The following is an 18930-nucleotide window of genomic DNA, read 5'->3' on the forward strand; positions in this document are numbered from 1 at the left end:
TGGTGCTTAATTGTCCTATGATTTTCGAGCTCTAAAGATTGAGCTTACTCCAAAAGGTATATTGAATCTCTTAGAAAAGGCTAAGTCCCATCTTATAAAAAAGAAGGAGAGATTGTTTAAAAAATCAGGTAGATTTATACAGTCATCCGTCTCTTTTTTTATATTTAATATTTTTTGAAATTTTCTGAATAGATATACAGCTAAAAATATTGTCCAGCCAAAAAGATCAACTTCTGTATTACTAAAGCCGGATTTGGATAGTTTATCCAAGAGTTCTCTCTTTCTGTAGCGGCGGTAATGCTTGTTAAGCTTATCTTGCTGTCCCCAGAGGGTAGGCGACATGGGTAGAGAGCCGAATAGAAGTCCGGATTTCTCTAAAACTCTGGATATCTCTTCTAAGGCTCTCTTGTCATCTTTTATATGCTCTAATACTTCAAAGGAGACTACAATTTTAAAGCTCTCTTTTTTAAACGGTAGATTGGTCAAATTCGCGATTACTCGATTCTCTATAGTGTTGTTATCCATTGTTTTTAAATCCAGGGCTATTATTTTTTTATAGTTTAAGGCTATATTTGAAAAATAACCGTTGCCGCAGCCTGCATCAAGTATCAATGTCTCTTCGGGCATCTTTAGTTTTTTGAGGGTTTTTAGTGCGGTCTCATACTTTATCTTTATCCACCAGTAGTTGTGGGTAAGCTTAAAATAGTTCAGCATCTTTTTTTATCCTGCGAGTAGATTTCCATATTCGGAATACCTCTCTAAGTGTTCTTGGAATATCCTGGATGCCTATCTTTGAATAATCTCCGAGTCTTGGAAAATGTTCTACGGATATCTCAGCGATAGAAAGATTGAATATTTTTGCTTTTGCCAATATCTCTGTATTTACAGAGAATCTTTTAGATTCAATAGTTATTTTATTAAAGATGTCTTTATGAAATAGTTTAAAAGCGCAGTCTATGTCCTTCACATTAAGGTTGAATATGTATCGCATGAGCAGGTTATAGCCTTTTGAGAGCACTATTCTCAAAAGAGAGTCTTTTCTTATTTTACGATAGCCGATTACTATATCATGGTTTCTAATGCTCGGTAGTAATAGTTCAAGGTTTTTTATGTCAAACTGCCTGTCGGAATCAGTAAAGAATATTGTATCATTACTGCAGTTTTTAAATCCTGTCGCTAACGATGCACCGTAACCTGTATTAGAGTTATGCTTGATAAGTTTTATTCTATCGTTATGAAGGCTCAATCTATGGGCTATAGAGAAAGAGCTATCTTTACTCCCGTCATCTACTAGTATAATTTCATAGGATTGGAACTTTTGAACTAAATAATCGTTAATATCTGTTATGGCTCTCTCTATATGATACTGTTCATTATAAAATGGCAGTACTACGCTTATTGAATGCCTGATTATTTTTTCCATAGCAATAGGTGTGTTATTAAATTCTTTGAATCAGTGCTTGTTAGTCTTAGTTTAAGTACTTCCTCTCTCTCTATGTTATCGGAGAGTGAATAGAGCCTGCTCTCTTCTTCAGGCATGATTCTAAAGACCGATATTGACTCTTTGAAGCTTTTTGCATCCATTATTATCTGTTCTATATCTTTAGCTGTAAATATCAACCTATATTTGAGAGAGTGCTTATCGGCGTATATTTTAAGGTAGGCGCTTATTTCACTACATAGTTGATGGGATTTGCTCTCTCTAATAAACATATCTATTATCAATTTATCAGTTGAGTATATTTTGATCTGCTCTATTATACTCTGAAAGATAATCTTATTATTATAATCCGGCGGTCTTACCTCATAATTGTATAACAGGGGATAGATATTACCTTTAGCGTCATAATAATCTCTATCTTTGAAGAGTTTTGTTTTAAGAAGGGGTTTCTGCTTGATCTCTAGGAAAGAGGATGAAATATTCTGCGTTATCCCGAATAAAAACAATACCGAGATTGTTGTATTGCGTAATCCTTTTTTAAGTCCGGATATGAATATGGCCGATATTATGGCGCATATTGGGATATAGCCGATACTGTAACGCGCCCATTTTACATCTCCGGTTTGAAGGAAGAGATAGGGGATTAAAATAGCTAACCATAGATGTGTAAAATTTTGGTCTATTTTTTTTCGAAAGATTAGATTTATAGTGCCCGAGATAAACACTAAGAAGAATGGTAATGATAGTTGATAATTTATAAGTGTAAAAAGATAGAAAAACCAGGAGTTTAAGCTGCCAGACGGTATCGTCTCTCCACCTATTAGACCCTTTCTGCTGTAGCTCATAAGCAGGTATCTAATTATCTCTTTATAGTTTTTTACATAGTAGCCTATAGCAGGGGCTAAGGCGATAAAGATTATTAGCGCTATATTTAAACATTTAGTCTTATTGGTAGATGTTGAGTTTTTATTCCAGTTAATTATTAGCTTAAAGAGTTCATAGATAATGCCTGGGACAACAAATATCAAGAAGTGATATTTAGTTAATAGCCCCAAACAGAGAGATAGCCCCAGGAGTATTGAATATTTGGTGTTTGAGAAGTTCTGGCTTTTTATAATCAGATAGATTATCAGGGGAACTAAAGCCAGGATAAGTGTCTCTAACATCGGATAGCGGGATATTCCGTAAGTTGCAGGATAGAGTGTCAGGATAATAAAGCTTATGCAGCCTGCAGACCTATTTTTAAGAACTGATGATATTTTATAGCTAAATAGAGCTGATATTAATACTATTACAGAGTTAACTGTTACTACTGTCATATGATTTATTCTTCCCAGAATTAATCCTGTCAGGGAATGAATCAGAAAATAGAGTGAGGGATAAGAGCTATGGCCGTAGCTCAAGTAAAGAGAGTCTTTTAAGAATCCAATGTCGTGTTGTAAATTTATAAAAAGGTCTATTATGCTATTAAAATTATCTGAGCCCATACACATATAGCTAAAGTTGAAATTATAATGTTCCCAGAGTAGATTTATTGCTATAAAAAGTAATGCAGAGATAGACAGCAGGGTCATCAGCAGATGCTTGCTGTTTTTTTTATCTATCTTATTTATCGACATTATCGTATCCGTATATATGGTAGTAAATCAGTAGATAGGCTATATTGAGACCGTTTTTAATCAGACCCTTGTAGATATAGATAGAGAGGTGAAGAAAATATTTAAGGCCCTGTTTTCTAATCATAGATAGTAATCTTTTGCCGAAGGTTATAAAATAGGCCAGTTTCTGATAATGTTCAATCTCTTTAGGCGTAAGCTCTTTAGTGTATATAGCTGCTCCAAAGGTTATATTATTAGCCTTCTTCCATCTTCTCTTATCTATCTTACCCCCTAAAGAGTATATCTGTTCGATGCTTTCTCTTGTGAAAGGCTTATAGATAAAAAATGCAGAGCGTTCCGCCTTTATCTTATCAGCAAATCTTATAGTATCCTTTATTGTCTTTTTTGTCTCTCCCGGGCCGCCTAATATATAAAAAGCGGTTAATGCTATATTATATTCTTTGCAGAGTTTGGCTATCTCTGTAATTTTTTTATTGCTAACAGGTTTTTTGTAAATATTACTTCGTATATACTCATTACCGGTTTCAATTCCGACTCTCAACAATGCACACCCGGACTTGGCGAGGATTTTGAGCCTATCCTCATCCAGGTTGTCTATTCGGGCAAAAGAACTGAACTTTATCTCCTTAGCCAGCCCTAATTTACGGTAATTATAACAGAACTCTTCAAGCCAGGTCCGGTCTATTGTAAATACAGGGTCAAATAATTGCAGCAGCCTTAGATTGCGGTTTTTGTATTTGTTCCAGTGGTATAACATCTCTTGGGCATAATCTTTTGGATTGCGCATTCTGAAATAATTTCCTCCCACTGCATCTGATATTCCATGAGCATCGCAATAGCTGCATCTGTAAGGACAGCCCCTGGAACCGATAATGTATAGCATGCCCAGAAAATAGAAGTATCTATCCAGGTCTTCCCAGAGATCCCAGTCGGGATAGGGGAGGGCGTCCAGATTCTCATTGAAGCTGCCGCCGCCGTTCCTTATGATCTGGTCTTCTCTCTTGAACCAGATACCTTCAGTATTATATGGTTCTTCGTTATCCCTGACTCTATTCAGATAGTTTAAAAGCGGTATCTCTCCATCTCCGATATAGACAGCATCGCATTCAGGAATGTTGATTGTCTCTTCAGGGTATATCGATGCGTGATGCCCTCCCACCATTATGGGTAGATTGTAATGTTCTTTAATCTCTTCCATCACGGTCTTTACATACTGCATATACATCGTATTGCTTGAGAAGCCGATTAAGTCTGGCTTATGTTTTTCTATTTTTGTTTTTAAATATTCTCTCCAGTGTCTTTTGTGAAAAGTTAGATCTATTATTGAAGCTGAATGTTCTGATTTTTTGTTTACGTAACTAGCAAGATAAGTGATAGCTATATCCATAGCGCTATAGTCATTACCGAGAGTAGGATTTATAAAACTTATATGCATTTTAAAAGAACCTCGCTATCTTATTTAAGAGTTTTTTTATTCCTCGGAGACTCCTGAAGTGTCTCATTAAGTAAGCCCAGTGACGCGGGTGAAGATAGAATAGAGTGACACCTGTTTTTTGGAGTAAGGATACAACAAGAGCATTATTATTCCCGTTTTGAAATGATACCTTAGAATAGTAATCGAAATTACTGGAGGAGCCGAGTATTTTGAATATAGATAGTTTCTTCATTTTTTGATAAAGCAGCGTTCCGATAAAAGGAGTTGTTATCGAAAAGCTCGCTTCGGCAAGATTCAATTTTAAAGATAGGTTTATAGTCTTTAAGATCTCTTTTTTTGATTCATCCGGTGCGCCTATCATAAAGAAACCCGAGGGGTAGATCCTGCTCTTCCTGGTACTCTCTATGGTTTTGCCTACTCTCTTTAGCTCTATCCCTTTATTGTAGACCTGGTCTAATATTCTTTGAGACCCTGATTCAATCCCGTAATGTATTACTCTTAAGCCTGATTGATACATCTTATTGAGCAGCTCTTCATCAACAGTATCTATCCTGCTGTTGCAGCCCCAGAGTATATTCATCTTATTGTTTTGGATTATATCGCAGAATCTATTTATCCAATCTCTGTTTACGGGTAGGGTATCATCATGAAAAAAGAAATTTTCTATTCTAAAACTCTCTCTATAGTAATTTAGCTCTTTTATCAGATACTGAGGGCTTTTATAGCGTATACCGTCTCCGAATATCAATCGTAAGGTAGGTTGGCAGTAGCTGCAGTTGAATAAGCATCCTCTTGAGGCTATGACATTTAACCCTCTTTTAGCCGGATCCAAAGGGTCGAGGTAGTGCCATAGGTCGAAGTATTGGTCAAGATTTTCAAGTAGATCCAGCGCTGGTATCTCTAAAGAGTCAAGCTCTATTTGTTTGCGTTCTTCCCGGCTTTTAAATATTGTTCTATCTCTCTTGAAATATATACTTGGAACACTATCTAAATCTCTTTGAGGCAGCCTCTCTATCAGCCGGTTCATGGTATCCTCTGCTTCACCTATGACTGCGATATCGACAATATCTATTATGCTCTCCGGTGCTACTGTTACCTGGGGTCCGCCTGCAATGAGAATAGTGGTTTTAGGAAGCTCTCTTATCAGTTCCCGGACAGCTTTATACATAACAGAGTCTATATATATGCCTATGGCTTGGGGTCTTATTCTGGATATCTCATTCTTTATTTTTTTAAAGGAGTTGTGAAAGGTACTATCCAGTATGTTTATCTTTAGCTCTGGATGCTGTCTTTTTAGATAAGAGGCTATTGAGCATATTCCTAAAGGAGGGTCTCCGGATCTATATTTTAGACGCGGGAAGATAAAAGTTAATGAATCTATCATTGATAGCCTTGTTGATTTTAAGTTATAAAGTTATCTAATGTGTATTGACTATTATAGCATCTCATTCTGTTTTGGACTATAAAGCATAAAGTTTAGATGTTTTAGCATTCTATTATCAAATATTATCATTTTTATTCCAAGGTGTCTTTTTAAATAAAAAGATTGAGATTTTTAATATCGGGTCGAATCTACAGTCAAATATTATTTGCTTGCTATAGAGCAACTCGTATCCAATGATGCCGGTTTTATCTAATGCCGATTCTTTACTGCTAAATATAATGAAATCATTATCTGCTTCCAAAGCTTCTTGGTGGTCTTCAAAAAACATCACATTTCTAAATCCGCGTTCTGTTAAGAATATACGCAACCACTGCGAGTAGCCATCTTCTTCAATTAGGGCTATCTTTACAAAGTTACGATTAGAGTTATTGAGATGCAAAAGCAGACCATTGAATTTTAACAATCTTATAGGGTTGCCATACCTTGTATGCTTTGGGATAAAATATTTAGAGATGTTATCAGGTTTCATCAGTTTTGAGTTTACGAAGAAGCTGAATTTGAAAAAATATAGCAAACCGAAATATAATGTTATTATCCAGATTAATATTTTTAATTTTCTCCATTTTAATTCAGTTACCCCGTATGCTGATATAATAGCTAGTGCTGGCATTATAGGAATTATATAACGGTCTCTCTTGGTTGTAGCTATGCTCAGTATAATCATCGAAAGGATAATCCAGCTAAACAATATATGTCTCTCTTTCTGTTTTTTCTTCAGGAGATAGTATAGGCCTAAAGCGATTAATGAGATTGAATAATAAGAGAGAGATAGGTTGCCTAAAGTAGAGATATAAAAGAATATCGGTTGATTATCTTTAAGAGTTGATAGTTTTATCAAGTCTTTTATCCGGTATTCTAAAGGGTAATAATATATCAGTGCTATTAGGAGAGTAAATGCAAAACAGATTATGAGATTGTTTAAATTGTTTTTCTTCTGTCCTCTTATAGTGATATAGGCAAGGTAGATTAAAGGTCCTGATATAAAAACTAAAACACTCTGTTTTGTAAGCAACCCCAACCCTAATATTATTCCGCAGATTATAGAGTTGTATCTTTTGGAGAAAAAATCACTCTCTATAAGCGCAAGTATCGAGCAGGTTACCATTGTTGTAGTTGGTAATATTAAATTGTAGCTGCGGGAATAGAGGTAGATTGGGGGATAGAGGGATAATATTGCAGCAGCCATCAATCCTGTCTCTCTGTCTTTTAGGTGCTTTCCGATAGTATAGGTTGCTATGATAAGGAAGATAAGGAATAGAGAGTTTGTCATGGCGTAAGTTGTATATCTTAAGCCTGCAATCTGTATAAATGCGAATGAGATAAGATAAAATAGATGCGGTTTTTCGGCTTTAGGGTTAGCAAAGGTTCTAAATATAGCAGTTGGACTATACTCTTTATCATATTTAAGATAGCTATAGATACCGGTAATTCCTCCGATATGCCCTATCTCTTCTGCCAGTTCAGGGTAGGTATTAGCATTAATTCATATGATGTTTGCACTTAGATGGAATAGTACGATTGTTAAGAGAAGTAATATATATTTCTGTTTTTTGATTCCGGAAATACGACTGAGCATTTTAACATTATATATGGTAGTATAATTACAGCATAGGAAAAATATTGTTTTTGGAATAGAAAAAAGGTTGCTTTTCGGGTATCATATTGTTTTAAATAATCGGAGGATATTATGGCTAAAAAAATAGTTTTGGCGTATTCAGGAGGTCTTGATACATCTGTTGCTATTCCATGGTTAATAGATAAGGGGTATGAGGTAACTGCTTTTAGCGCCGATGTTGGCCAGGGAAAAAAGAGTTTCGATTCTGTCCTTAGAAGAGCCAAAAAAGCAGGAGCCAAGAGAATTATTTTCAGGGATTTAAAGAAAGAGTTTATCGAGAACTATGCTTTTAGCGCCCTTAAGGCCGAAGCTCTATACGAGAACAGGTACTATCTGGCTACTGCTCTATCCAGGCCTCTTATTGCCAAGCACCTTGTAGATATTGCAAAGAGAGAGAAGGCTCAGGCCATAGCTCACGGTTGTACCGGCAAGGGCAATGATCAGGTTAGGTTTGAAGTTGCTGTAAAAATTTTGGCTCCAAAGATGGAGATAGTTGCTCCTTTAAGAATCTGGGAACTTAAAAGCAGGGAAGAGGAGATTGAATATGCGAAGCTGAAGAGAGTTCCAATAGAGGTTAAGGAGTCCACTTATAGCATTGACAGGAACCTCTGGGGTTTAAGTATTGAGTGCGGAGTGCTTGAAGAGATAGATAAGGAGACGCCGGAGGATATATTTATGCTTACAAGTTCTCTGGATAAGACTCCTAAGAAAGCAGAATATATAGAGGTTGAGTTTAAAAAAGGAGTGCCCGTAGGTTTAAACTCCAAGAAGTTATCTGCAGTTGAGATAGTTAGTAAGCTTAATAAGATAGCCGGCAGGCATGGTATAGGCAGGGCGGATATGGTGGAGAATAGGTTGATTGGAATAAAAAGCAGGGAGGTATATGAATCCCCTGCTGCTGCCGTACTATATTTTGCTCACAGAGAGCTGGAATCTCTGGTTTTAGATAGAGAGTTATCCCACTTTAAAAACTCTATCTCCAGTAAATATGCAGAGTTAATTTATTACGGTCTCTGGTTTACACCTTTAAGAGAAGCATTGGACAGTTTTATTGATTTTACGCAGGGCTCTGTCAATGGAAAGATAAAGTTGAAATTGCATAAAGGCAATATTAAAGTTGCAGGAAGAGAGTCCAAGAATTCAAAATATAACTATAACATGGCTACATATACCGATAAAGATAAGTTTGAACATAAGGCGTCTGAGGGTTTTATAAAGATATGGTCTCAAGCCTATATGAGGTAATGATATGAAAGAGAAATTATGGGGCGGAAGATTTAAAGATGGTCTGGATCCTGTTATTCTGGAGTTCACCAAGAGTATCAATTATGACTGGTTTCTATTTGAATATGAGGCTTATTCCAATATTGCCTGGGTAGGTGAGCTGCAGAGCCTTAAGCTGATAACTCAGAGAGAGAAGAGCTCTATCAAAAAGGCTATAAAAGAGCTCTTAAAAGAGTATTCCGATGGAAAGATAGAGATAGATTTTAAAGAAGAGGATATACACTCTCTCTTCTATTCTCTGCTAAGGAAAAAAGTCTCTTCTCTTGTAGATAAGATTCATGCCGGTAAGAGCAGGAATGAACAGGTTGTTACTGTTATGAGAATGTTTTTACTCGATGCTATATCTGAAGAGGTTGAACTTATCACTAAACTGCAAAAGGGTTTTCTGAGGAAAGCAAAGAAGTATAACGACTCAGCTATTCCAGGATTTACTCATCTTCAATATGCTCAGCCTGTACTGTTTGGGCATTGGCTGCTGTCTTTCGTTGAGCAGCTAGAGAGAGATAAAAAAAGGTTAATCAATTGTCTTGACGGTGTAAGCCTGCTGCCTTTGGGCAGCGGTGCTCTTGCCGGCAGCAATTTTAAATTAAACAGAGATAAACTAAGAAGAGAGCTTGGATTTAAAAGCTTGGGAAAAAACAGCATCGATATGGTTTCAGACAGAGACTTCATTTTGGAATATCTTAATGCTAATCTTACTCTTCTCCTACATTTGAGCAGACTTGCAGAAGACCTGATAATATACAATAGCCCGGGATATGGGATAATATATTTCTCGGATAAGGTTACTACCGGTTCAAGCCTGATGCCGCAGAAGAAAAACCCTGATCCTGTAGAGCTTATCAGGTCTTATTCTTCCGGAGCCCTGGCGGCCTATGTATCTATGGCGGATATCTTAAAGGGGCTCCCAACATCCTATAACCGCGATTTACAACTGGATAAGAAGGCGCTTTTCTCATCATATCTTTCGGCTACAGCTGTTTTAGATGCTACTGAGATAGTTATCTTAAATACATATTTGGATAGAGACAGGGCTTTAGAGCTGCTAAAAGATGAGAGGTTTTATTTGACAGATATTTCGGATGAACTTATTAAAGATGGCTTATCTCATAAAGAGGCTCATTGGCGGGTAGGTAGGCTTTTGAGGAAGGCGGAAGAGAGCAAGAGTAATATAGCGGATTTTAAGAGAGAGGAGTTGATTAAAATATTAGGTCGGGATATAAAGATAGACAATTTTTTTAGTGTCAGTAAATCTCTAAAAAGAAAAAAGGTTGACTGCTCTACAAACTTTAAGTATTTTTTAAAGAGGTTAAAGGAGTGGGAGATATTATTAGAGTCTCCTGAGCTATAACTAATGCATAGATTTAAATACCGGGGCAACCATCTTTATGCAGAGAATGTTAAACTCTCTTCTCTCCTGGAGAGGTTTGGGACACCGCTCTATATCTATAGCGCCAATACTTTTCTGGACCATTTCTTAAAACTTAAAAGCGCTTTTAAAGAGTTATCTCCGCTTATATGTTTTAGTGTTAAGTCAAATTCCAATCTGGCTGTTCTGAGATTGCTATCTAAGGCTGGAGCGGGTATGGATGTTGTTTCAGGCGGAGAACTTTTCAGGGCATTTAAATCCGGTTGCCCTGCATCTAAAGTTGTATATGCAGGGGTTGGCAAAAGAGAGGATGAGATAATCTATGCAATCAAAAAAGGTATAAAGTTTTTCAATATTGAGTCTCTCCCTGAACTTGAAAGAATTAATAAGGCTGCCGGGAGCCTGGGTAAGAGGCAGGGTGTCTGTCTGAGATTGAATCCCGACGTAGATTCTAAGACACATAAGTTTATTACAACAGGGAAGAAGGAGACAAAGTTTGGACTCTCCTATGGTGTTATAAAAAGTATTCTGCAAAACAGAGACAGCTATAAGAATCTATTAATCTCAGGTCTGCATCTACATATCGGATCTCAAATTATTTATAATGAGCCATTTTTAAAAGCTGTAAAGGTTGCTTTAAGATTAAAATCTGAGAGAGATTGTGATTTCCAATATTTAAATATCGGTGGTGGATTAGGAATCATCTATAAAGATGAGAAAGCTTTGACTGCTCAAAAATATGCATCTGAGATAAAAGGTTTGATAAAGAAAACCGAACTCAAACTTATTCTGGAGCCGGGAAGGTTTATTGCCGGTAATTCTGGAATATTTGTTACCACAGTCCAATACGTCAAGGATGGTATAGATAAAAAGTTTGCCATAGTTGATGGAGGTATGAATTTGCTGATAAGGCCGGCTCTATACTCTGCCTACCATGAGGTAGGATTGATTGAAAAGAGGGCTGGGAGAAAAGAGCTATACGATGTTGTAGGTCCGATTTGCGAAAGCTCAGACTTCCTGGCTTTATCCAGAAAGCTTCCTCAGCTTAAGAGCGGAAATAGAATAGTTCTATTTAGCGCAGGAGCCTACGGGTTTACGATGGCATCGAATTATAATAGTTATCCTAGATGTGGTGAGGTTATGGTTAAAGGCAATAGTGCTCATCTTATCAGAGAGCCTGAAGATTATAAGGATTTAATAAGAGGAGAGAATATACCGGGGTTTTTAAAATGAGGATTATCTCTTTTCATAAAGCTGTTGCTAGTGGAAATGATTTTGTCATAATCAAAAACAGAACTTTTTCTAAATCCGAATTAAGAGATACAGCAATTAAGTTATGTAGTAGAAAATACGGTGTTGGTGCAGACGGGCTTCTGGTTGCAGAGAGTTCAAAGAGAGCCGACCTTAAAATGAGAATATTTAATTCTGATGGAACTGAAGCTGAGATGTGCGGCAACGGAATGAGGTCTTTTATTCTCTGGGCTTATAATAAGAAGCTGATAGCTATAAATTCTTTTATTGAGACCAAGGCAGGTATTATAATAGGTAAGGTCAAAAAAGATGATTTTATCAAGATTAAGATTGGAGCTTCTTTTGAATACAGGCCGAATTTAAAAGTAAAGGTAGATGGGAAGACAATAGAGGGCGATTATCTGGATACTGGAGTTCCCCATTTTGTTGTTGAGGTAAGCACCCTTTGCGGCTATGATGTCTTTAATATCGGTTCAAAGATAAGGCACCACTCTATTTTTAAGCCTCGGGGAACCAATGTGGACTTTATGCATTGGGAGAGAGGGTATCTTGCTGTTAGAACTTATGAGAGAGGGGTAGAGACTGAGACTTTGGCTTGTGGTACAGGCTGTGTAGCCTCTGCTTTGATAGCTGGATTGAAAAGAGGTTATGACTCTAAGAATATAGTCGTTCTTCCTTTAAGCGGCGAAAGATTGAGAGTTTCGTATTCTTATCAGAAGGGAAGATTTAGCGATGTCTATCTTGAAGGTGAGGCAGAGCTTCTCTTTGAATCAAAATTTAAAATTAAATAGGAGGTAAGGTATATGTTTAGAGGTTCTATGGTGGCACTTGTTACACCTTTTAAAGACGGTAAGGTGGATAAAAGCGGCTTAAAAAAGCTTGTGAGATACCATATTAAGAACAACACTTCAGCTCTTGTTCCATGTGGAACGACAGGAGAGTCTGCAACGCTCTCTGAGAGAGAACATGAGACTGTCGTGGAGACTGTTATAGAGGAGACTGCCGGGCGTATCCCTGTCATTGCGGGTACAGGTTCTAACTCTACAGAAGAGGCTATTAGGTATACTAAATTTGCTCAGAAGAGAGGAGCTAGCGGAGCTTTGCTTATATGTCCTTATTACAATAAGCCTACTCAAGAGGGACTCTATCAGCATTTTAAAGCTATTGCAGAAGAGGTAAGGATACCGTTAATACTCTATAATATCCCATCACGTACAGGTGTTAACATGAGCCCTGAGACTATAGCACGTCTTGGAAGACGATATAAGAATATAGTCGGGGTAAAAGAAGCAACAGGCAGCTTGGATCAGATGACGGCTATTAAGAGTCTATGTCCTAAAGAGTTTCTTCTGATATCAGGAGATGATGCTCTAACGCTTCCGATATTGTCTATTGGGGGAGTCGGAGTCATATCTGTTTTGGCCAATATTATACCCAGGGAGGTCGAAGATATGGTCAGGAGATTTGAGAGCGGAGATTTAAGAGTTGCGAGAAAACTACATATAAATTTATATCCATTGATTAAGACGATGTTTTTAGAGACAAATCCCGCCCCTGTTAAAACAGCTATGGGTATGATAGGTATTATATCGGATGAACTCAGGCTTCCTATGGTAAGAGTATCGACTCTAAATAGAGTGAAGATAAGGTCAATAATCAAAAAATACGGATTGATATAATGAATACAAAAGTAATAGTCTCAGGTTGTCTGGGGAGAATGGGCAGAGAGATATCCATGCTTGCTCTTCTGGACTCTAAGATAGAGCTTATTGCAGGGATTGAGCAGCCTACCTCTCTCGGTCTTGGAGCGGATATAGGGTCTATTCTCTTAGGTGAAAATAAAGGTATTCTAATAGCTGAGGATCTAAGAGGATATATAGAGAATGCAGATCTGGTTATAGAGTTTAGCGCTCCTGATGCTACTTTGAGGCATTTGAGAATAGTCTCTGAGTTTGGCAAAGGCATGGTAATCGGAACTACCGGTTTTAATGCAGAACAGCTTAAAGAGCTGGAGAGCTTTTCAAAGAGAGCCGCAGTTCTGATTTCACCCAATATGAGCATAGGTGTTAATGTACTATTTAAGATTATACCGCAGCTGACTGAATTGTTGGGCGAGGATTATAACATAGAGATTGTTGAGGTTCATCATAATAAGAAGAAGGATGCGCCGTCCGGGACTGCAAAGAGAATTGCCGAACTGATAAAAGGTGTTAGAAAAGATCTGGTACTTACTTGCGGCAGGGAAAAGTCCAACACTCAGCGGAAGAAAAATGAGCTGGCTATACACGCTCTTCGCTTGGGCGAAATAGTGGGAGAACATAAGATTATATTTGCGGGTAATAATGAAGTTGTAGAGTTAAGCCATTCTGCTGTCTCACGCGACATATTTGCTATAGGGGCAATTTTGGGGGCTAAGTATATCAAAGATAAAAAAGCGGGGCTCTATACTATGCAGGATGTGATTTCTGCTAAGCTGGGCGGGTAATGAAAAAAGTAAAAATATACCTTATAACATCTGTTGTTCTAATAGGTGTTATTCTATCTCTTTCAGGGTTTTTCTGGAGGTTTGAGAAGTCCGTTCTTTCAAGATATCTGAAAGATGAAGATATTTCTGCCAGTCAGATTGTGGTAGTCACTTTAACTGAGGAGAATTTTAGAGAGAGAGAGCTTTGGCCCTGGGGTAGTAATTGGTTGGATTATCTCATTACTTATATTCTGGATTTTAAGCCCAACAAGTTGGTTTTAAATCCTGATTTTGTCGAAAGTGCCAAAGATATAAAAGGGTTTAATAAATTTTTACAGAATGATAAGGTGATTATCCCATTTGCAGAGAATATCAAAGATTTAAAAACGGAATTCAAGACCCACATGGTATACGGCAAGGAGAATGGGCTCCTCTATTCATTTACCAATTACAAAGATATGCCTAGTGTAGATTTTGCTCTTAAAGGGGATGGTGAGAGAGCAGCGTTGAGTAAAAGAGGAAAGTTTTATTTTCTTCTCCAAGAGAATGTCAGAGTTGTCCCCGCATCTAATATTGCCCTTTTCGGCATGCTGAAAAAAGAGGGTTACCGCGATAACAATATAGCCGATCTTAGTAATAGCATAGTGTTTTTAAGTAAAGACGGGGGTTCTCTGCCAGAGTTATATTCATTTTTATATGCTTTATTGAACCACAGGACCTTCTCTGTTCTACCTGTGGAGTTTACAATATATATTGGGATTTTCATCTTTTCTATTGTCTGTATTATGTTGAAGTCACTTAAGTTTAAGCATCTCTTTATTATTTTTTCATTGATATTTTTTGGCTGGTTTGCATTCCAGAGACTCTATTTCACTATTAGCAGGAATTATATTGAGTTAATACCAGTCTCTATATTTGCGCTGCTAGCTCTTGCAGTTGTTGTTTTTGAAAAAGAGTATAATAGCAGAGTTTGCAAGAAAGAGAGAAAAGATACTCAACTGGCACGACTTCTCAAAGAGAGAGAGGTTTTACCTAATGCGGTCTTAAGTTCTAATGGTGCCTTAGTTAGCGTAAATCGCTATAAGATGGATTTTGTCGGAGGGGATTTTTATCAATTTCTGGAATTTTCTAAAGGTGAATTAGGAGTTGTTATAGGCTGGGTTCCAGGCAGCGGGATAGAGAGGGTGGAGTATATTATGGAGGTAGTACATAGTTGGAGAGATTTTGCTTCTGTCTATAAAGAGCCAAGTAAGGTTATACAGGTTCTGAATAACAGTATGTTCAGATATGCAGAGCAGGCCAAGTATGCAACTTTAGCATACGTTCTATACGATGCAAAGAAGAGCAACTTAAGATATGTCAACGCTGGGCACGACCCTTTGATATTTGTCAATGGAGACGGGGTTGTAAATATCCTTGCTGCAGAAGAACCTACCCCTCTGGGTATAGCCAGAGATGTTCCTTTTAAAGAGGAGGAGGTCTCTGTAAAAGGTAATGCTATGCTTATTGGATATAGCGGCGGTATTGCAAAGATACTCTCCAGAAGCGGCGGTATAACCGATAAGTTTTTAGGGCATCTTAAGGATTGCTTGAAAGATAAGAGAGAGAGAGTTACAGATGATATATTCAAAGAGTTTCTCAATTACTGTTCTAAGAAACCGGAGGAAGAATGGTCTTTACTCACTTTAAAAATAACGGCATAAGTAATTCTAAAAAAAATAACGCTATTGGAGAAGATGGATCAAAAAATATTTCCGGAATAACAGAGCTTCTCTTTGAAGGGCTTAGCAGTTTAGAGAGAGGAATGTTTGGCTTAGATAGAGATATCTCTACTCCCGCCGGTAAGATAGATATTATGGCGGTGGATATGATTGGAAGATTTGCCATTGTTGAAGTCGGAGAGGGAGAGGTTAATGATTTGATATTCAAATCTATCGACCACTTTGATTGGGCGCTTACGAATATAAAGAGTCTTCAGGAGAGATATAAATCTTACAATATAGACCCTACTCTCGCTCCCAGAATTATCATACTTGCGCCTTCTTATTCAGAGAAATTTGTCAAGAGAGCTCATTATCTTAATCCTACTTTTATTGATATCTATGAGTATCAGATTAATGAGAGTCTGGGTATAAAGAAGATCTATTTCAGGCCTTTCTCTTTTATAAATCACAAAAAATGGATTGTCTATTTAAGAACAAAATCGGTAGACGATCATCTTAAGTATGTAGAGAATGAATATTTAAAGAGTATACTAAAGAATTTTTTCATTGAACTGCAGTCTATAAGAAGCGATGCTACTTTAGATACCTCTTTAGGCTATATAAGGCTTAGAGATAAGAATGATAATACCCTTTTAGGGATATATATATTGAAGAATTCTTTTTGGATTAATTGGAGCAGGTATAGATGGGATGGTTATTTTATCTCCAGTAGAGAAAAATTTCAGACGGTAAAGCGTGACGTTTTAGAAGCTATAAGAAGGAAGGCTTAAGGTATGGTTAAATATGAGGTTGCCCGGCGGCTTAAAGAATTACCCCCTTATCTTTTTGTTGAAATAGATAGGATTAAAAAGAGATTAAAGAGCGAAGGCAGAGATCTTATAGACCTGGGTATTGGAGATCCTGATCTTCCTACACCTCCCCGGATAAGAGAAGTTTTAAAAGAGAGGCTCAAAGATCAGGTTAATCATCAGTATCCTTTGGATTTAGGATTGAGTATCTTTAGAGCAGAGATATCCAAGTGGTTCTCAAAGAGATTTGATGTTCAGATAGATTCTGAAAATGAGATTCTGCCTTTGATAGGTTCTAAAGAAGGGATTGCCCATTTTCCGCTCTCTGTTATTAATCCCGGTGATTCAGTATTGATACCGGAACCGCTCTATCCTCCTTACCGTAGCGGAGCGATATTTGCAGGTGCCCGGATATACTATCTCCCGCTTAAAGAAGAGAATAATTTTATACCGGATTTTGAAGGTTTGAACAGGGATGTTTTAAAAAAAGTCAAACTGCTCTATCTGAATTATCCCAATAATCCCACTGCGGCAATTATCAAAAAAGAGGATCTTAAAAGAATTGTTGATCTGGCCCGGGAATTTGAGTTTATAGTGCTCTATGATGCTGCTTACTCTGAATTGACCTACGGTTCTTCCGGAGCTTGCAGCATCCTGGAAGTTAAAGGTGCATCTGAGGTTGCTATAGAGTTTCACTCTTTCTCTAAGACCTACAACATGACCGGGTGGCGTATTGGCTGGGCTTGCGGAAATGAGAATCTTATTGAGTATTTAAGAAAGGTGAAATCGAATATAGATTCCGGAGTATTTAACCCCATACAGTATGCGGCTATAGAGGCACTCAGGATATATGATACTCATATTACAGAGCTTAGAGAGATATATAGAGAGAGGAGAGATATCTTTATCCAGACTCTATCCAAATCCGGCTGGGATATCAAAGCTCCGGAAGCTACTTTTTATGTTTGGGCGAAGATTCCCTCTGAGACGAATTCTGCGGATTTTGCCAAGTTGCTGCTTGAGGAATGTTTTATTATCGCTACTCCCGGTTCCGGGTTCGGTCCCTCAGGAGAAGGCTATTTAAGGTTCTCGTTAGTTAATGATAAGAGCCGTATTGAAGAGGCTGCTGAGAGGATTGCCAAAGTATTGTGAGTAGAGCTTTTATCTCTTTGGGCTCAAACCTGGGTGACAGAAAGAAGATTCTGGAGTTATCTTTGGTTGAGCTGGGTAAGCTCTTTGAGCTAAAGGTTGTATCTTCGTTGTTTGAATCAGAACCATGGGGATATAAAGAGCAGAATGATTTTCTAAATGCTGTTGTTGAAATAGAAGTAGCTGTCTCACCTCACGAGCTCCTGAGGCTGCTTAAAAACATAGAGAGAGATTTTGGCAGGGAGAGCGGCGGGTTAAGAATGGGCCCAAGAGCTCTGGACCTGGATATCCTGCTTTACGGTTCAAATGTTATTGATGGCCATGATCTAAAGATACCTCATCCGGGATTAAAGAAGAGATTTTTTCAACTTCTTCCTCTCCTTGAGTTAGCTCCAAGCGTTAAAGATCCTCTAAACGGTAAGAATTTTAAAGCAGAACTTGAAAACATTGGAAAAGATACTAGTATAAAGAAGATAGCTGTTTTTAATAAAGATAATCTCTGTTGGGATGAAGATATTCAAAACTCCAAAATCATTACAGAGTAATAATTTAGGATTAAAGCGGGAAGGTAAGAGTTTAGGTTTTATTCCCTCTATGGGCTATCTCCATCAAGGCCACATCAGCTTAATAAGAGCAGCAAGAAAAGAGAATGATACGGTTGTCTTAAGCATCTTTGTAAATCCTATTCAATTCTCTTCCGGAGAAGATTGTAAAAGATATCCAAGGGATTTTAAGAGAGATTGCAGTATTGCCAGGAATGAGGGTGTGGATATTCTTTTCTATCCTTCCAGTGATGAGCTTTATCCTCGAGGGTATTTAAGTTATGTTAAAGTTGACGGGTTATCGTCTCTTCTCTGCGGAAAGAGCAGGCCCAATCATTTTAAAGGTGTTACTACGGTATGTGCGAAACTCTTCAATATAGTGCAGCCTGACCTGGTCTATTTTGGTCAGAAAGATGTTCAGCAGGCTATCATTATCAGGCGCATGATAAAAGATTTGAATATGCCTTTTAAGATAAGAGTCTTACCGCTGTTAAGGGAGGAGAGCGGGCTGGCTATGAGTTCTAGGAATAAATATTTGAGTAAGACTGCAAGAGATAATGCAGCCAGTATATATAAAGCCTTAAAAGAGGCAAAGACCCTTTTTGAGAATGGACAGAGAGATGCAGTCAAAATAAAAACTATATTTAAGAAGAAGATTAAAGAGATATCGAATGTCAGAATAGATTATGTAGATATTGTAGATAATGAGTCGTTAAAATCTCTGAGTGAAGTCAAAAAAAAATCTATTCTAGTTATTGCGATATGGATTGACAAAATTAGATTAATAGATAATATAGTTTTCTAA

At 37.5% G+C, this 18930-nt stretch carries 17 protein-coding genes; 11 read left to right on the plus strand and 6 right to left on the minus strand.

Features of this window, described 5'->3' with window-relative positions; genetic code table 11:
* Nucleotides 1-15 precede the first annotated feature (15 nt).
* From P9L98_07105 to P9L98_07130, 6 genes are all read right to left on the minus strand, one after another.
* Nucleotides 16-714, minus strand: coding sequence for a class I SAM-dependent methyltransferase (locus P9L98_07105; GenBank protein ID MDP8217056.1), 699 nt, complete (start codon nucleotides 712-714; stop codon nucleotides 16-18).
* A complete protein-coding gene (locus P9L98_07110; GenBank protein ID MDP8217057.1) occupies nucleotides 698-1423 on the minus strand; it encodes a glycosyltransferase family 2 protein in 726 nt (241 codons plus the stop codon). Before P9L98_07110 ends, P9L98_07105 begins: the two co-directional genes overlap by 17 nt.
* Entirely contained in the window at nucleotides 1411-3060 is a 1650-nt protein-coding gene (locus P9L98_07115) for a glycosyltransferase family 39 protein (protein MDP8217058.1), read from the minus strand. The genes P9L98_07110 and P9L98_07115 overlap by 13 nt, the downstream gene beginning before the upstream one ends.
* Nucleotides 3047-4495 (minus strand): radical SAM protein, encoded by a 1449-nt coding sequence (locus P9L98_07120; GenBank protein MDP8217059.1) that lies wholly within the window; start codon nucleotides 4493-4495, stop codon nucleotides 3047-3049. The genes P9L98_07115 and P9L98_07120 overlap by 14 nt, the downstream gene beginning before the upstream one ends.
* A 1-nt stretch (nucleotide 4496) precedes the next feature.
* Complete coding sequence (locus tag P9L98_07125) at nucleotides 4497-5879, minus strand: radical SAM protein (GenBank protein MDP8217060.1); 1383 nt, start codon at nucleotides 5877-5879, stop codon at nucleotides 4497-4499.
* 115 nt (nucleotides 5880-5994) lie between these two features.
* Complete coding sequence (locus P9L98_07130) at nucleotides 5995-7314, minus strand: glycosyltransferase family 39 protein (protein MDP8217061.1); 1320 nt, start codon at nucleotides 7312-7314, stop codon at nucleotides 5995-5997.
* 312 nt (nucleotides 7315-7626) lie between these two features.
* Between P9L98_07130 and P9L98_07135 the strand changes: the two genes are divergently transcribed.
* Genes P9L98_07135 through panC form a run of 11 tightly spaced genes read left to right on the plus strand, consistent with a single transcriptional unit; the run spans nucleotide 7627 to nucleotide 18930 of the window.
* Nucleotides 7627-8799, plus strand: coding sequence for an argininosuccinate synthase (locus P9L98_07135; protein ID MDP8217062.1), 1173 nt, complete (start codon nucleotides 7627-7629; stop codon nucleotides 8797-8799).
* A gap of 4 nt (nucleotides 8800-8803) precedes the next feature.
* On the plus strand, nucleotides 8804-10189 hold the full coding sequence (argH, locus tag P9L98_07140) for an argininosuccinate lyase (GenBank protein MDP8217063.1): 1386 nt from the start codon (nucleotides 8804-8806) through the stop codon (nucleotides 10187-10189).
* A gap of 3 nt (nucleotides 10190-10192) precedes the next feature.
* Nucleotides 10193-11440 carry a diaminopimelate decarboxylase gene (gene lysA, locus P9L98_07145; GenBank protein ID MDP8217064.1) on the plus strand — a complete coding sequence of 416 codons (1248 nt, stop codon included), beginning with the start codon at nucleotides 10193-10195 and terminating at the stop codon, nucleotides 11438-11440.
* Complete coding sequence (gene dapF / locus P9L98_07150) at nucleotides 11437-12249, plus strand: diaminopimelate epimerase (GenBank protein MDP8217065.1); 813 nt, start codon at nucleotides 11437-11439, stop codon at nucleotides 12247-12249. Before lysA ends, dapF begins: the two co-directional genes overlap by 4 nt.
* A gap of 12 nt (nucleotides 12250-12261) precedes the next feature.
* Nucleotides 12262-13137, plus strand: coding sequence for a 4-hydroxy-tetrahydrodipicolinate synthase (gene dapA / locus P9L98_07155; GenBank protein MDP8217066.1), 876 nt, complete (start codon nucleotides 12262-12264; stop codon nucleotides 13135-13137).
* Nucleotides 13137-13943 carry a 4-hydroxy-tetrahydrodipicolinate reductase gene (gene dapB / locus P9L98_07160; GenBank protein MDP8217067.1) on the plus strand — a complete coding sequence of 269 codons (807 nt, stop codon included), beginning with the start codon at nucleotides 13137-13139 and terminating at the stop codon, nucleotides 13941-13943. The genes dapA and dapB overlap by 1 nt, the downstream gene beginning before the upstream one ends.
* The gene (locus P9L98_07165; protein MDP8217068.1) at nucleotides 13943-15625 is read left to right on the plus strand and encodes a PP2C family protein-serine/threonine phosphatase; all 1683 of its coding nucleotides are present in this window, start codon (nucleotides 13943-13945) and stop codon (nucleotides 15623-15625) included. Before dapB ends, P9L98_07165 begins: the two co-directional genes overlap by 1 nt.
* Entirely contained in the window at nucleotides 15592-16416 is an 825-nt protein-coding gene (locus P9L98_07170; protein MDP8217069.1) for a hypothetical protein, read from the plus strand. The genes P9L98_07165 and P9L98_07170 overlap by 34 nt, the downstream gene beginning before the upstream one ends.
* 3 nt (nucleotides 16417-16419) lie before the next feature.
* Entirely contained in the window at nucleotides 16420-17586 is a 1167-nt protein-coding gene (locus P9L98_07175; GenBank protein MDP8217070.1) for an LL-diaminopimelate aminotransferase, read from the plus strand.
* The gene (gene folK, locus P9L98_07180; protein MDP8217071.1) at nucleotides 17583-18128 is read left to right on the plus strand and encodes a 2-amino-4-hydroxy-6-hydroxymethyldihydropteridine diphosphokinase; all 546 of its coding nucleotides are present in this window, start codon (nucleotides 17583-17585) and stop codon (nucleotides 18126-18128) included. Before P9L98_07175 ends, folK begins: the two co-directional genes overlap by 4 nt.
* Nucleotides 18091-18930: a pantoate--beta-alanine ligase gene (gene panC / locus P9L98_07185; protein MDP8217072.1), complete on the plus strand. Its 840-nt coding sequence runs from the start codon at nucleotides 18091-18093 to the stop codon at nucleotides 18928-18930. Before folK ends, panC begins: the two co-directional genes overlap by 38 nt.

The organism is Candidatus Kaelpia imicola (genome assembly GCA_030765505.1).
Classification (GTDB): domain Bacteria; phylum Omnitrophota; class Gorgyraeia; order Kaelpiales; family Kaelpiaceae; genus Kaelpia; species Kaelpia imicola.